Source organism: Sediminispirochaeta bajacaliforniensis DSM 16054, from assembly GCF_000378205.1.
Taxonomy (GTDB): Bacteria; Spirochaetota; Spirochaetia; order DSM-16054; family Sediminispirochaetaceae; genus Sediminispirochaeta; species Sediminispirochaeta bajacaliforniensis.
In genome coordinates this window covers 64,907-79,118 of sequence record NZ_KB899414.1, presented here as the reverse complement: position 1 = coordinate 79,118, position 14,212 = coordinate 64,907, and the positions used below count along the sequence as shown (strand labels likewise).

The 14,212-nt window shown below is 51.3% G+C and carries 14 protein-coding genes; 5 read left to right on the top strand and 9 right to left on the bottom strand.

The features are described from left to right. Positions 1-15: 15 nt before the first annotated feature. The gene (gene uvrC / locus F459_RS0109965; protein ID WP_033301539.1) at positions 16-1,821 is read left to right on the top strand and encodes an excinuclease ABC subunit UvrC; all 1,806 of its coding nucleotides are present in this window, start codon (positions 16-18) and stop codon (positions 1,819-1,821) included. Positions 1,822-2,100: 279 nt separating this feature from the next. Here the strand turns inward: uvrC and F459_RS0109955 are convergent, their stop codons facing one another. Next, positions 2,101-2,841, bottom strand: coding sequence for an ABC transporter permease (locus F459_RS0109955; RefSeq protein WP_020612580.1), 741 nt, complete (start codon positions 2,839-2,841; stop codon positions 2,101-2,103). Then, positions 2,838-3,584, bottom strand: coding sequence for an ABC transporter ATP-binding protein (locus F459_RS0109950; RefSeq protein WP_020612579.1), 747 nt, complete (start codon positions 3,582-3,584; stop codon positions 2,838-2,840). The genes F459_RS0109955 and F459_RS0109950 overlap by 4 nt, the downstream gene beginning before the upstream one ends. 117 nt (positions 3,585-3,701) lie before the next feature. Here F459_RS0109950 and F459_RS0109945 point away from each other — a divergent pair, with 117 nt between their 5' ends. Genes F459_RS0109945 through F459_RS0109930 form a run of 4 tightly spaced genes read left to right on the top strand, consistent with a single transcriptional unit; the run spans position 3,702 to position 7,583 of the window. Then, positions 3,702-5,141 (top strand): menaquinone biosynthesis decarboxylase, encoded by a 1,440-nt coding sequence (locus F459_RS0109945; protein ID WP_026294986.1) that lies wholly within the window; start codon positions 3,702-3,704, stop codon positions 5,139-5,141. Next, complete coding sequence (locus F459_RS0109940) at positions 5,138-6,019, top strand: 4-hydroxybenzoate octaprenyltransferase (protein ID WP_245540139.1); 882 nt, start codon at positions 5,138-5,140, stop codon at positions 6,017-6,019. The genes F459_RS0109945 and F459_RS0109940 overlap by 4 nt, the downstream gene beginning before the upstream one ends. Further along, positions 6,016-6,627, top strand: coding sequence for a UbiX family flavin prenyltransferase (locus F459_RS0109935; protein ID WP_020612576.1), 612 nt, complete (start codon positions 6,016-6,018; stop codon positions 6,625-6,627). The genes F459_RS0109940 and F459_RS0109935 overlap by 4 nt, the downstream gene beginning before the upstream one ends. Next, positions 6,624-7,583, top strand: coding sequence for an ABC transporter substrate-binding protein (locus F459_RS0109930; protein WP_020612575.1), 960 nt, complete (start codon positions 6,624-6,626; stop codon positions 7,581-7,583). Before F459_RS0109935 ends, F459_RS0109930 begins: the two co-directional genes overlap by 4 nt. A gap of 16 nt (positions 7,584-7,599) precedes the next feature. Here F459_RS0109930 and holA read toward each other — a convergent pair whose 3' ends face one another. From holA to hprK, 7 genes are read right to left on the bottom strand one after another with little or no spacing between them, the layout of a single operon-like run. Further along, on the bottom strand, positions 7,600-8,628 hold the full coding sequence (gene holA, locus F459_RS0109925; RefSeq protein ID WP_020612574.1) for a DNA polymerase III subunit delta: 1,029 nt from the start codon (positions 8,626-8,628) through the stop codon (positions 7,600-7,602). Continuing rightward, complete coding sequence (gene lexA, locus F459_RS0109920; protein WP_026294985.1) at positions 8,628-9,242, bottom strand: transcriptional repressor LexA; 615 nt, start codon at positions 9,240-9,242, stop codon at positions 8,628-8,630. The genes holA and lexA overlap by 1 nt, the downstream gene beginning before the upstream one ends. Then, entirely contained in the window at positions 9,239-10,603 is a 1,365-nt protein-coding gene (locus tag F459_RS0109915; RefSeq protein ID WP_026294984.1) for a sigma-54-dependent transcriptional regulator, read from the bottom strand. Before F459_RS0109915 ends, lexA begins: the two co-directional genes overlap by 4 nt. Next, on the bottom strand, positions 10,604-12,391 hold the full coding sequence (locus F459_RS0109910) for a sensor histidine kinase (RefSeq protein ID WP_020612573.1): 1,788 nt from the start codon (positions 12,389-12,391) through the stop codon (positions 10,604-10,606). After that, a complete protein-coding gene (locus tag F459_RS0109905; RefSeq protein WP_020612572.1) occupies positions 12,388-12,918 on the bottom strand; it encodes a hypothetical protein in 531 nt (176 codons plus the stop codon). The genes F459_RS0109910 and F459_RS0109905 overlap by 4 nt, the downstream gene beginning before the upstream one ends. A 31-nt stretch (positions 12,919-12,949) precedes the next feature. Further along, complete coding sequence (locus tag F459_RS0109900) at positions 12,950-13,216, bottom strand: HPr family phosphocarrier protein (protein ID WP_020612571.1); 267 nt, start codon at positions 13,214-13,216, stop codon at positions 12,950-12,952. Positions 13,217-13,224: 8 nt separating this feature from the next. Next, the gene (hprK, locus tag F459_RS0109895; protein WP_020612570.1) at positions 13,225-14,208 is read right to left on the bottom strand and encodes an HPr(Ser) kinase/phosphatase; all 984 of its coding nucleotides are present in this window, start codon (positions 14,206-14,208) and stop codon (positions 13,225-13,227) included. Positions 14,209-14,212 lie beyond the last annotated feature (4 nt).

Below are 14,212 nucleotides of genomic sequence, written 5' to 3'. Positions count from 1 at the left end.
GGCGGGAGTTTTTTTGTGTACGAAGCGTTGAAAGCCACGGTGCGGGATTTTCCCGGAAGCCCCGGTGTCTACCTTATGCGGGACACCGGCGGTGTGATTATCTACATCGGCAAGGCGAAAAACCTGAAAAAACGGGTCTCCAGCTACTTTACCGGAAACAAGGATGTCAAAACACGGGTCCTCGTCGATCGGATCGACAGGATCGAGTATATCACCACCGGCAATGAGTATGAGGCTCTGCTGCTCGAGAACAACCTGATCAAAGAGCATACGCCCCGCTACAACATCAACCTGAAGGATGGAAAAAGCTATCCAGTCATTCGTATTACCGCAGAGCCCTTCCCCAGGATCTTTCGTACCCGCCGGATCATTCAGGATGGATCGGAATACTTCGGCCCTTACACCAATGTGGGGGATATTGATGTCTATCTTGATCTGATCGAACGGCTTTTCCCTTTACGCAAATGCAAAGGGAAGGTCAAAAAGCGTGAACACCCCTGTCTCTACTACCACATCGGCCGCTGTTCTGCACCCTGCTGCGGGAAAATCGATCGAGAGAGTTATTTACGCCATGTGGATGGGGCGCGGCGTCTGCTTTCGGGAGAGACCGAAGAACTCCTTGCCGGGCTCCGACGGCGCATGGAGGAGGCTGCCTCCCTTCTCGATTTTGAAAAGGCAGCGGAACTGCGGGATACCATCTCCGCTGTTGAAACGGTGGGCAAGGACCAGGAAGTGGTCGACTTCAGCTCAGAGAGCAGGGACTATGTTGCCTGTGCCATGAACGATTCACTCTGTTCTTTTGCCGTCTTTCGCATGCGGGATGGTAAATTAGTTGGACGGGATCTTTATCGCGGACGGGCCCTTTCGAGTGAAGATGAGGCCTTTTCTCAGTTTTTTCTCCGTTATTACGGAGAACTCAAGGATATTCCGGAAACGGTCTTTACCTCCGGCGGCTTCGACACGAAGCTGGTAGCCACCTTTTTTAAGAATGAACGGAACAAAGAGGTCTCCATCATCATCCCCGAGGAGGGGAAACATTCCCGTATCTTGCGTATGGTGCTGGATAATGCTCTGCACGATCTGGAAAAACGGCTCAAGGCTGAGGCCAATATCCCCGGTCTGGAAGAGCTCCGTACAATTCTCGGTTTGAAGAAGCTGCCTCGCCGGATCGAAGGCTTTGACATCGCCCAGCTTTCCGGAACATATCCCGTTGCATCCATGGTATCTTTTTATAATGGAAACCCCGATAAAGGCAGTTACCGTCGTTTTCACATAAAAACCCTCGAAGGGAAAATCGACGATTACGAGGCGATCCGTGAGGTTGTTGCCCGCCGTTATACCAGGGTGGTCAACGAGGGACTTGAACGCCCCGATCTGGTGCTGATCGACGGGGGAAAGGGGCAGGTGAACGCCGCCAGAGGCATCCTCAATGCCGTGGGGCTGAAAGATGTGGCGGTGATTGGCCTTGCCAAGCAGTTTGAAGAGATTCACTTCCCGGGAAGCGGCGAACCGGTGCGACTTCCCGAAGGTAATGAGGCCCTGCGGGTCCTCCAGGCTGTCCGGGATGAAAGTCATCGTTTTGCAACTGGGTTCAATAAGCATCTTCGAAAGAAAGGGGTAAAGCTTTCTTCCCTCGAGTCGATTCCCGGAATAGGACCTAAGCGGGCCGCGGCGCTTCTCAGCACTTTTGGTTCCTTGGAGGCCATTGCCGAGGCAAGTGTCGACAAGATTGCAGAGATAGCCGGAAACGGCCAGGATGGGGCTGCGGATGTGCTTCAGGCGGTACAGAATATTGTTAAAAAAAAGCAGCGTGAAATTTGACTTCCGTACATAGGAGTAGTACATTTCTATCACTGATAAGGAGGAATGATCATGAAGCCACCTTACGGAATATGCCGGGTTTGAGCCCCGGCGGAGAAAAGAAGAACATAGTGACGGGAAACGTTCTGCGTTTCTCTTTCAAAACAAAGTGAGGCGTTGATTAGGTTTAAGGCTTTTAGGCCGGATCCTACAAGCCCCTAAAAGCCGGCGATGCGCCGGCTTTTTTTTGCCCATCGAAGCGAGAAAATCCGGCCGATAGGCAAGGGAGTGCCGATACTATTATTTTTGTCGGTTCCAGGGAATAAGCAGATATTCAGCCAGATCAATGAAGGCAAACATTATACCGCCGACTACACCCATGGCAATGATCCCTGCAAACATTTCCGGATAGTTTATCCGCATCCAGCTGTCCATGATAAAAAAACCAAGGCCGTAATGGGTGGCGAAGGTTTCACTGAAGAAAAGAGCGGCAAGGGCCGTTCCCGTTCCCACCCTGAGGGCCGTTATATATCGGGGCAATCCCGCAGGAATAATGACATATCGTAGTTTCGCCAAAGGACCGCCGCCCAGGACCTCTATGGTGGTAAAGTACTGATCGGGAATGTTGGCGGCAGCATCCCGTATCGCCAACATCATCTGGAAAAAGAGTACCAAAATCAAAAGGATCACCTTTGCTTGGTTTCCAAGACCGAAAAGCAGCATGACTACTGGTAACAGGGCCACCTTGGGAATGGGGTAGAGCAGGTAGCTGACCGGGCTGAGGACGCGGTCGATCAGTCTGCAACGTCCGGCTGCGATCCCGAGAGGAACGGCGATAATCGAGGTAACGACAATTGCCGTAACAGCCCGAAGCATGGTGGCCCCGGCATGGACCAACAGGGCCCCAGGTAGGAGAGCAAAAAAGAGCGCAAAGGTTGAAAGCGGCGGCGGAATGATTTCCGGGCGGAAGGAGCTGAGCGCGGCCCACAGCACGATGACCACGCCGAGGCCGATGATTGGACCGGAAAAGAAGCGCTTCATCGGCATGCCTCCTCAAGGGCATTTCGCAGCAACCTGCATCGATCAAAATACGACTGAGAGCTTCGTTGGCTTTTCTCACCTTTCGGCGGTAGTTCTATCAGATTGCCGCTGCTCTCCGGACCGGGAGACATCACCAAGGTGGCGTCGGCCAGATATGCCGCCTCTTCGATGCTGTGGGTCACCAGTACGACGATCATCTTCTCGTCTGTGATGGAGGCGAGTAGTTCCTGGAGCCCCTCTCTGGTGATCGCATCAAGGCTTGAAAAGGGTTCGTCGAGGAGCAGTAATTCGGGTTCGGTAACCAAGGCCCTGGCAAGGGCCACCCTCTGCTGCTCTCCGCCGCTTAAAGCCTCCGGATAGCGGTCGAGGTATCGATCTATGCCCGCGGTTCGTGCGGCCTCGGCTGCCTTTGCCATGCGCACTTTTTTTGCCACCCGACGTAACTGCAATCCCACTTCGATATTCTTTTCGACGCTAAGCCAGGGAAGCAGGCCGAAATGCTGGGGAATAAGACCTATGCCCCTATGCCCTCGTTCTATAGGTCGGCTGTCGAGGCTGATCATACCCTCTCCCTCTCCACGCAGAATGCCGGCGATCATGGCGATAAGGGTACTCTTGCCACAGCCCGAAGGACCGAGAATCGCTATGGTCTTACCCCTTTCTGCGATAAAAGAGATATCTTGAAAAACAGCCGTATCGCTATGTTCAGGATAGGCATATCTACAATGCTTCAATTCCAGCATAAACAAAAGTATAGGGCGGTGGAAGCTTTTGGGTCTACCGAGGGCTACACGGAAAAGGGAAGAATAGATACAATCATGATAAAAATAGTCATCGAAACGAATAATCGGAGTGCACTCATGGCATATAAAGGCATACAGGATTTTATATCGACCCTGGAAAAACAGGGGGAACTGAAGCGGGTTTCCGCAGAAGTGGATCCCCATCTCGAAATAAGCGAAATATACGATCGGGTGGTGAAAGCCGAAGGGCCGGCCCTTCTTTTTGAGCATCCCCGGGGGGCCGAGTTTCCGGTAGCCATTAATCTTTTCGGTAGCATGAAGCGAATGGCCCTCGCCCTGGGAGTCGATTCGATTGATCGGCTTGAAGAGAGTATGAATAAGATCTTCGATCTTTCCCGTTACCGTAATCCCCTGGAAGCCGTTCGATCCCTTCCCGATCTTTCCCGGTTTGCGGCGGTCTTTCCCCTCGGTTCGGCGACCGCTCCCTGCCAGGCGGTGGAGGAGGAGCCTGATCTGGATAAGCTTCCCGTGCTTACCTGCTGGCCCGGAGATGCGGGGCGATTTCTTACCCTTCCCCTGGTCATCACCATGGATCCCGATACCGGACAGCAGAACATGGGGATGTATCGCATGCAGGTTTTCGACAAAACTACCACCGGGATGCACTGGCACCTTCACAAGGACGGGCGTATGCTCTGGGAGAAATATCGCATGCGGGGAGAGAAGATGCCCGTTTCGGTTGCTCTCGGCTGCGATCCTTCGATCATCTACTCGGCGACAGCCCCGCTTCCCTCAGGAATCGACGAGCTTGCCTTTGCGGGTTTCCTTCGCCGCCTTCCCGTTACCACTACCAAGTGCCGAAGCAACGATATTCGTGTTCCCTCGGGGGCGGAGTTCATACTTGAAGGGTATGTTGATCCCGCGGAACCCCTTCGGACCGAAGGGCCCTTTGGTGATCACACAGGGTATTACTCCTTGGCGGACCAGTATCCTGTCTTTCATCTTGAACGTATGACCCGGCGAAAGCATCCCGTCTATCCAGCCACCGTGGTCGGCAAGCCGCCCATGGAGGATTGCTTTATAGGAAAAGCAACCGAGCGTCTCTTCTTGCCTCTGATAAAGTTACAGTTGCCGGAGATTGTCGATATTTCCTTTCCCTTTGAAGGGGTTTTCCACGGCTGCGTTATCGTTTCCATCAAAAAACGATATCCGGGCCACGCCGGTAAGGTGATGAATGCCCTCTGGGGAATGGGGCAGATGATGTATACCAAGATGATTGTCGTGGTAGACGAAGATGTTAAGCCTGACGATTATTCTACGGTTGCCTGGAAGGTGTTCAACAATATCGATGCATCCCGGGACCTGGTTTTGAGTAAAGGGCCCCTGGATGCGCTCGATCACTCCTCGCCCCTGCCCCATTACGGGACCAGGCTGGGAATCGACGCCACCAAAACCCTGCCCGAAGAGGGCCACGATAGGCTTTGGCCAGATGAAATCACCATGAGCGAGGATATCCGTGCCCTTGTCAATCAACGATGGAAGGAATACGGGATTTGAGAGCAGAAAAACGACAAAACAGGCTGCTTGTCTACGGGCGAATGGTGATGTTCAGCCATACCGTGTTCAGCCTTCCCTTTGCCCTTGCAGGGGCGCTGACTACTCCAAAGGGCTTTCCCGGTTGGAATACACTGCTGTGGGTGGTCGTTGCATTCCTTGGGGGCAGGAATAGCGCAAATGCCGTGAACCGAATCGTTGATCGGAAGATCGATGCGGAGAATCCGAGAACAGCGGGGCGACACCTTCCTTCAGGCACGGTTTCTCTTGCGGAAGCGACACTCCTCGCCCTCTTTTTCTTCGGTCTTCTTGTCTTTGCCGCTTTTCGTTTGAATCGTACCTGTGTCTATCTTCTTCCTTTGGCCGGAGCCCTTTTCCTTCTGTACAGCTTTACTAAACGATTTACCTGGCTCTGTCATCTTTTTCTTGGAGCCACCTGTGCCGCTGCCTCTGTGGGAGGGTGGGTGGCCGTTACCGGGGCTGTTTCCTGGCAGGTTCTTCTTCTCGGGGCCGCCAATGCCCTCTGGGTCATGGGCTTCGATATCATCTATGCCACCAGCGATGCCGAACATGACCGGATTGTGGGGCTTTATTCAATTCCTTCAGTCTTCGGCGTTACCCTTGCCCTCGTCTTTGCTGCTGTTGCGCATTTTTTCACACTACTTTTGCTGATTGGATTCGGAATAGTGGTCGGCCTTGGGCTTTTCTATTACCTTGGTGTAGGAGTGATTGGGGGACTGTTCCTCTATCAGCATCGTCTTGTGCGGCCCGGGTGGCTCGAAAAGGTATTCTTTGCGTCCTATACCGTGAACCAGATTGTGGGCCTTGTCTTTTTTATCGCCGTTGTCGGTGATTTCCTATTGCGGGGAGGTTTGTTTTGAAACGATATCTTGTCGGAATAAGCGGTGCCAGCGGTGCCGTATATGCCAGAGTGTTGCTGGAAGCAATGGTAAAGAGGGGCGTCGAGGTCCATGTGCTACCTTCTGCCAACGGCCTCAAGGTGTTCGACTATGAGATCGGTATGGGACTTGATGAAGCCATCGACGAAATATTGAACAGGGCCGAAGAAGAGAATGATAAGCCCGGTACCGTAGGACGTTTCATCGTCCATGAGCCTGATGATTTTTTTGCAGCTCCTGCCAGCGGCAGTTTTCATTGTGAGGGCATGGCCATCGTCCCCTGCTCAATGGGAACCCTGGGTGCTCTCGCTTCCGGAGCAGTCTCAAACCTGCTCGGCCGTGCGGCCGACGTCACCTTGAAAGAACGGCGTCCCTTGGTCCTTGTTCCCCGGGAGAGTCCCATGAACCTTATCCATCTTAGAAATCTTACAACACTTGCCGAGGCTGGTGCCGTTATTGTGCCTCCGACTCCCGGTTTTTATCATCACCCGACCACCGTTGAAGAGCTTGTTTTGCAGACCGTGGGAAGGGTCATGGAACAGCTCGGAGTCGGAAGAGAACTTATACACTCCTGGGGAGAAGAACTATGAGAAAGGTTGTCTATGCCGCCTTGTCGACGGCGGCCATATTGTTGTGTTCGGTATCTCCGCTTTTTGCAGGCGGGGTTTCCGAAAAAGCAGATGGGAACGGGGCGTCGGCTCTGAGAATCGGTATCATGCCGGATGTCGATTCCGTTCCGCTTGTGATGGCTGAAAAGCTGGGGTATTACAAGGATGCTGGGGTTGATGTCGAACTTGTCTCCTTTAAGAACCCCATGAATCGGGATGCAGCCCTTCAGGCCGAAGAGATCGACGGTGCGGTTTCCGATTTGCTTGCCGTCGCCTTTGCCAGGAAGGGGGGCTTTCACCTCGCCGCGGTGGCAAAAACCGATGGCGATTATGTACTTTTGGGGAGTAGTGCCCTCGGCATTGAGGGCATTGACGCCTTGGAAGGAAAAAATGTTGCCCTATCCCGAAATACGATTATTGAATATTCCACCGATCGAATCCTTGCTGCCGAGGGAAAGGATTCGGACTTCATTGAAAGGGTTTCGATCCCGCAGATTCCCGTACGACTGGAGATGCTCAACAGTGGGAAGCTCGCGGGGGCAACCCTGCCGGAGCCTCTGGCCTCATCTGCCGTAGCATCGGGTGCAACGGTGCTTGGATCCGCAGAGAGACTTGGTATTAACCCGGGAGTTCTTGCCTTCTCCTCCGATGCCAGAAACAAAAGAGCCGATCAAATAAAGGCCTTTTTTGGTGCCTACAACCATGCCGTGACCTATCTGAATGGGGAACTCTCGGAAGCCGAGCTTGACGATATCATCAAGGTAATGGGCTTTCCCGAAGGTGTCAGGGGAGTACTCCACTTTCCTTCCTATACCCCTGCCCGTCCCCCTGCCGAGAACGAGGTCCGTGAGGTTGTCAGGTGGTTGCTGTCCCACTCTCTCATCGATACCGAATATCGCTATGAAGACCTTGTCGACGGCTCGCTACTCGCCCCGTAAAGGCAATTAATGAGCTTTATGCGGTGCGGTTCCCTATGGCGCAGTAGGCTTCGGGTACCGCACCCTTTTTTATGATGACATAATAAAGAAAGAGTTCGGTAAGAACCGTTTGCATTTCCACCCTTGTTTCTCTGACCAGAGAGTCAAAGCGGGCGATAAGCACGATAATATGTTTTAGTTCATCGGTTGAGTAGTTTTTGTTGGCAACAATGTAATTACTTTGGTTTCGTTTACCTCGGATCCCCACCTTGGTACAGGCCTCTTGTGGTGCATATTGAAGGTCTGTCAGGCCGGAAAGGCTTAGAAGCCGCTTGAACTGCCATAAGAGCCCTGCAAAAAGCTGTATGGGATTCCCCTCACCCGAGAGAAGCAGTTTCCGAAGGGTTTCGATGGCGCCGGAAAAATCACATTCGCCTATTTTGGCGAAAAGGGTAAAAACATTTTCTTCCTTGGAATGGAAGATAAAGGCATCCACATCTTCTTCGTCGATACAGCTGCCGGGACCAAAATGAAGAGCGAGCTGATCACAGGCAATCTTCATTTCACGGGTATTGTTCTCCACCAATTCGAGAATGAGGTCCAGTGCTTCCGGACTTACCTCAATCTGTTGTCGTCCAAAATAGTTTGCCAGCCAAGAGCGTTTTTGATTTTCGAAGAGTTCCCAAAACATTTTCTTATGCTCTTTGGGAACGGCCGAGGCTATAGCCTTGGCAATGTCCCGCTCCATACCGTTGCTTACCATGATCAATGTAGCATCGGCCGAAGGATTCTTAAGATATTCCCCGAGGAGCGCAGCATCATCCCGCTTGACCGCCTCCACGTTTTGGAGGATCACCACTTTTTTGCTGGAAAAGAGGGAACCGTTTCGCAAGACTCCGACAATGCTTGAGATTTCCGTTTCATAAGGATAAAAACGTGTGGATTCATAGCCGGGATCTTCCGCCGCAATGCGCTTTTTTATCTCTGCTATGAAAGATGCCTTTTCTCCTTCTTCCGGTCCAAGAAGAAGAAACGCCGGAGGAATCGAGCCTTTTTTTGCAGCCATCAGGTGTAATCCCGAATAATAAAACAGAGTTTGCCGAGAATTCTGGCGTGCTGGGTAAAGATGGGCGGATAAACAGGATTTTCCGCTTTCAATCTGATTCTGTTTGTTTCCCGATAAAACCGTTTCAGCGTAACAGCTTCGTCGTTGACCCTTGCAACGACGATATCCCCGTTTCGTGCCTGTTCCGTTTGCTGTATGATCGCCGTATCGCCGTCCAGGATGCCGGCGTTCAGCATGCTGTCACCCTTGACCCTGAGTGCAAAATATCTTCCCGGACGAAGTGCCGATGCGGGAATCTTCAATACCCGCTCACAGTTTTCCTCGGCAATAAGAGGCTGACCTGCCGCAACATTTCCCAAAAGAGGAACATCTATCAGCTCCGGCTGGGCTTCGGGAGAGACTTCACGATTGAGCACCTCAATCGCACGGGAGCGGTTAAGATCGGTCCGAATAGCGTTTTTCTTCTCAAGTGCCTTGATATGATCATATGCAGCCCTCACGGAGATATCAAAATGGGCGGCGATCTCCCGCATCGTCGGAGGATATTGATGCTCTTCTATAAAGCAACCGAGAAAACCGAGGACCTCCTGCTGTCGTTCCGTTAGTTCTTTCATCGCTTCAGCTCTATCCCAAATTTCTTTATTTTTCCATGGAGATTACTAGGATAGACGCCTATAGCCTCCGCGCATTTACTGACATTATATTCGTGCTCTTTCAATTTCATTTCGATAAAACGGCGTTCGAAGGCATCCCTGGCCTCGGAAAGTTTCATTCCGGCAAAGGGTTTCATCTCTTCCGGCCGAACAGTTTTCCGTTTTTCATTGAGAAAAAAGCCGACAGTTTCCGAAGAGACCTCTTCTTCATCACTCATTATCGTAATACGTTCGACGAAATTTTTCAATTCCCGGACATTTCCCGGCCAACGATATGCAAGAAGCAACTCCATTCCCGCAGCCGAGATGGAACGGATAGATTCCTTTACGGAAAACTTTTCAAGAAAATAACTGCACAAGAGGGGAATGTCTTCTTTTCGTTCCCGCAAAGGAGGCACAACGATTGGTACGACATTGAGGCGGTAGAAGAGATCCTCGCGAAAGGCTCCTGAGGCTATGGCCTCCTGAATGTCCTGGTTTGTGGCGGCAATCAGCCGTATATCCACATTGAGTAATTCGTTTCCTCCGACCCGCTCAAATTTCTGTTCCTGTATCACCCGCAGCACCTTTGCCTGTGCACTGAGGCTCATATCGGCAATTTCGTCGAGAAAAAGTGTACCCCCGTCGGCAATCTCGAATTTTCCCTTCCGCCTGGCAACGGCTGAGGTGAAGGCCCCCTTCTCATGACCAAATAATTCACTTTCAAGAAGCGTATCCGGTATGGCGGCACAATTTACCTCGATAAAGGGGCCGTTCGATCGCTTACTCAATCTATGCAGCTGACGTGCTACCAGCTCTTTCCCTGTCCCGTTTTCTCCTGTTATCAGGACCTTTGCGTCACTTGGCGCACTTTGCTCAATCCGTTCCCGTACGGCGTTTATTGCCTTGCTGCTCCCGATCATCTCATCCTCGGGGGCTATTTCCGCTTTCAGACGTTTGTTTTCCTTTTTTAGGCTCTCGATTGCAAGGGCATTTTTCGTAATGGTAATGACGCGTTCGAGGGCAAGCGGTTTCTCAAGGAAATCGAAGGCCCCAAGCTTGACGGCCTTGACCGCAAGATCGATATTGGCATGGCCGGATATGATAATGACCTCCACTTCCGGCTGCTTTTCTTTGATCTCCTTGAGAACATCGATACCGCCTTTATTCGGCAGCCATACGTCCAGGATCACCACATCGACACCGCCATCGTCAAGCATTAAAAGACCTTCAATGCCGTCTCCCGCGCTTCGGACCGAGTACCCCTCGTCTTCGAGAATGTCGGTGAGAACCGCTCGGATGCCCGGTTCATCATCGATGATCAGGATAGTATGCTCTTTCATTTAGGAATTCTCCGTCGGCAGATCTAAAAAGAAGGTTGTTCCTACGCCGATTTCTGTTTCGAACCAGATTTGTCCCCTATGGTCGGCAATGATACGCTCCACAATGGGTAAGCCCAGTCCTGTACCGTTTTTTTTCGTTGTGACGTAGGGTTGAAACACCTTTTCTTTCAGGTGCTCCGGAATGCCTCCGCCGTTGTCTTCAATATGTATCCTACAGTAATGGGTATTCCCCTTTCTGACAAGATCGCTTCCGACGGTGATCTTTCCCCTTTCTTTATCCGCCACCGACTCAAATGCATTTTTCAGTAAATTTGAGAAAACACGTTTGATCTGTGCCGAATCGGCCGAGATTGTTGCATTCGGATCCAGGGAGGCAATGCTAAAATCCGTATTGGGATATACAGGAGCATAGATAGCGGCGACTTCCTCGATGAGAGGCAATAATGCAATGTTTTTAAGGCGGGGTGCGGGAAGCCGTGCAAAGTCTCTGAACTCCTGCAGCATGGTGGTAAGTCCATCTACCTCCTGTATGATGGAGTCGACGGACCGTTCGACGATTCTTCCCAACTGTTCAGGACTATTATGATAGGTTCTGAGAATTCGTTCCGCAGAAAGTCTGATGGGGGTAAGAGGGTTTTTTATTTCATGAGCAAGCCTTTGGGCAATCTCCTGCCAGGCCGTTACCTTTTCGGTTTGCAGCAGTTTCGCTCTTGAGAGTTCCAGTTCGGAGAGCATCTCATTGAACGAGGTTACCAATATTGATAACTCGTCGCGCCCTTCTGAAAGAAGCCTGATGGAATAGTCACCTTCCATCACCCTCCTCATGGCCTCTTCGAGATGTACCAGCGGTTTAACAATTTCGTTACCGGTATGGAATGCAGTAAGCAGGGCTATCAAAAGAAGGGGAACGGCAAAGATGGTATAGAGCAGAATAAGGGCAATCGAGAAGGAAGAACGGTAGGAACGGTATTGGCCGAAGACTTGAATGGCATCGGTGAGAGCCTTTCCATCCTCTTCGAAGCCCACCGGCATCGCTCTGGTGAGCAATGCCTGGCCCGTATGGACCTCTTCCTTCCGGAAAACAGGGTACTTTCTTAGTGCCCGCAGATAGGTCCTTCCCCCTGCCTGATATCTTCCGACGGCCCCTTCGGGTCCCTCCGGCAAGGGGCCGTTGATCATTGCTTCCGGCGCACCAAAGAAGGCGATCGACCGGCCATCCGTATCGAAGAGCTGGAGTCCCGAAAGCTCCGGAGCGATTGCCGTCAAAGAGTGCCACAGTTTCGCTTCTCCATACCCTTCGTCGGCTTCCAGCATGTTGCCGAAAACCAGTGAAGTGGAGAGTGATTCCAATTCTGCCACCGCTTCGTTGTTATAGCGCAGTGCGACCGAAAGACCTCCTTCGAGAGCATCTTCCATTTCTGTATTGAACCACGCCTCAAGGGCAGATGAGATGAAGGTGATGGTAAGAATCCCCTGGGGAATTGAGGCAAAAAGCGTGATGAAAAGAAAGAAACCGGTAAGCCGTGTTTTGAACCGGCTTCCCGGTCGGCCTTCTCTATTATCCCGGATGAGACGAAAGAACTGGATGGCAAAAGAGAAAAAGAGAAAGATAGGTAGTGCAATACCGAGGGGGATGAAGACCAAACGGGTAAGGGTCTCTCCCTCTGCCAGATCCTGAAGAACCTGACGGGAGAAAAAAAGAAGCAAACCGATAAGGAAAAGATAGAGGAATGCTATTGCGGAGAGGGAGGCCACGGGAAGGTCTCCGCCTTTTCGTCTTTGCTTCATCGACTTTGCTCCCCGAAATTGAAATCCCATCGGACCCAGGGACTTACAATTTTTGTTTCGGGAAGAAAAAGATCCAGAAGATTAAAAGGGACCTGAAGCTTTACCCGTTTCAAGCCTACCCTGGCCAGAAGATACGACTCCTCGTCCCGGGCTATCCCCGTAATGACCGTATCTGAAAGGGAAAGCAGCCTTCTTGTATATTCTTCGGCACGTGGGGTGGTCCATTGGTGGCCTTCGGTATCGGTAATGATGAAGCGACCGGAAAAGGGATCCCAGCGGCCATATTGTTCGATACTTTTTTCCCGGATGATTCTATCCCCCGCAATGCCGAGGAAACCCTTCCCTTTGTGATAGATTCGCAGGTCGAAGCGAACCTGAGCCATTTGCCCATCATAAGCACTCTTTACGAGAAGTTTTTCTGAGGCCTCTACCATACTTAACGACACAACCGCGACATCGCCTTTTAATCGAGCCGTCAACAGTGCTCCTTGGCCTGCAGCTGTCTGAGCAACAAGCAGAAACAGCATACACCAAAACAGTCCGGTCGCTGAGCGTTTCCTATTCCTCTTCGAAGCGATTTTCGAAGAGCCGGACGATGGCATCAACGGCCTCCTGTTCATCGTCCCCATCGGCAATAACCTGCAGGGTGCTTTTATAACCGGCACCAAGGGTAATGATTCCCATGATAGACTTTCCGTTTATGCGTACATCTTCTTTTTCAAAAAAAATGTCAGAGGTAAAATTATTGGCGGTCTGCACAATAAGGGCCGCCGGTCGTGCATGAATTCCCGCACGGTTCATGATAGTAACGCTCTTCTCAATCATCGGTGTTCCTAAAACGTATCCTTTTTGTTGAAATAGAGGTTCCGGGCATTCTCACTCTCCAGCCACTTCAAGACGTTCTGGTTAAACTCCTGAGCAGAATGGTAACCCATCTTTTTCAGGCGTTCATTCATAGCCGCCGTCTCGATGATAATCGGGATATTTCGTCCCGGCTTTACCGGAACCTGCAGAAGCGGAACCTTAACACCGAGAATTTCCCGTGACATCTCTCCCGTACCAATTCTGTCATAATTTTTTGAAGAATCCCACTCCTCCAGCTCCACAATAAGCTGAATTTGTTTCTTATCTCGAATCGCTCCGACACCGAAAAGATTACTGACGTTGATAATTCCGAGACCGCGGATCTCCATGTGGTGGGCAAGGACCGGATTCCTGCCGGCCCCCATAAGGATGTTTCCGTTCATACAACGGATTTCCACCATATCGTCGGAAATAAGGCGGTGACCTCGCTCGATCAGCTCCAATGCCGTCTCGCTCTTGCCTACGCCGCTGTCACCAGAAAGCAACACACCGATACCGTATACCTCGACAAGAACCCCATGAATCGATTTTCTCGGTGCGAACATGTCGTTGAGCGCACGCATGAGCCGCATGCTGAACTCACCGGACGGAAGGTGCGTCTGAAGTACCGGGCAGCCGGACTTTTCCGCACATTCCATAAATCGTTTTCCCGGTTGGTTGCCATGAGTGAAGATGACACAGGGAATAGGATAGGTAAACATCTTATTTACCGTTTCCATCTGATTCTCAGCCTCGAGCTTAGTGAGATACGATGCCTCACCCATTCCAAATAGTTGGATTCTGTTGTTTGCGAATTCTTCAAAATAACCACTGAGAGAAAGACCCGGCCGATTAATTTCCTGTTCCGAGATGGTACGGGCAAGACCGGGCCTCCCTCCTATGCACCTCAAATCGAGGGCATTATGTTCCTTCAGATCAAGATCAAGAAGGTCTAATACCGTATAGCTTCTCATGGCC

What these genes read in the sequence shown, in the direction of transcription:
- hprK (WP_020612570.1), bottom strand. Translation starts at nt 14,208, where the DNA reads ATGAGAAGCTATACGGTATTAGACCTTCTTGATCTTGATCTGAAGGAA.
- F459_RS0109930 (WP_020612575.1), top strand. Translation starts at nt 6,624, where the DNA reads ATGAGAAAGGTTGTCTATGCCGCCTTGTCGACGGCGGCCATATTGTTG.
- lexA (WP_026294985.1), bottom strand. Translation starts at nt 9,242, where the DNA reads ATGAAAGAACTAACGGAACGACAGCAGGAGGTCCTCGGTTTTCTCGGT.
- F459_RS0109915 (WP_026294984.1), bottom strand. Translation starts at nt 10,603, where the DNA reads ATGAAAGAGCATACTATCCTGATCATCGATGATGAACCGGGCATCCGA.
- F459_RS0109910 (WP_020612573.1), bottom strand. Translation starts at nt 12,391, where the DNA reads ATGAAGCAAAGACGAAAAGGCGGAGACCTTCCCGTGGCCTCCCTCTCC.
- F459_RS0109900 (WP_020612571.1), bottom strand. Translation starts at nt 13,216, where the DNA reads ATGATTGAGAAGAGCGTTACTATCATGAACCGTGCGGGAATTCATGCA.
- holA (WP_020612574.1), bottom strand. Translation starts at nt 8,628, where the DNA reads ATGGCTGCAAAAAAAGGCTCGATTCCTCCGGCGTTTCTTCTTCTTGGA.
- F459_RS0109905 (WP_020612572.1), bottom strand. Translation starts at nt 12,918, where the DNA reads ATGCTGTTTCTGCTTGTTGCTCAGACAGCTGCAGGCCAAGGAGCACTG.
- F459_RS0109950 (WP_020612579.1), bottom strand. Translation starts at nt 3,584, where the DNA reads ATGCTGGAATTGAAGCATTGTAGATATGCCTATCCTGAACATAGCGAT.
- F459_RS0109955 (WP_020612580.1), bottom strand. Translation starts at nt 2,841, where the DNA reads ATGAAGCGCTTCTTTTCCGGTCCAATCATCGGCCTCGGCGTGGTCATC.
- F459_RS0109945 (WP_026294986.1), top strand. Translation starts at nt 3,702, where the DNA reads ATGGCATATAAAGGCATACAGGATTTTATATCGACCCTGGAAAAACAG.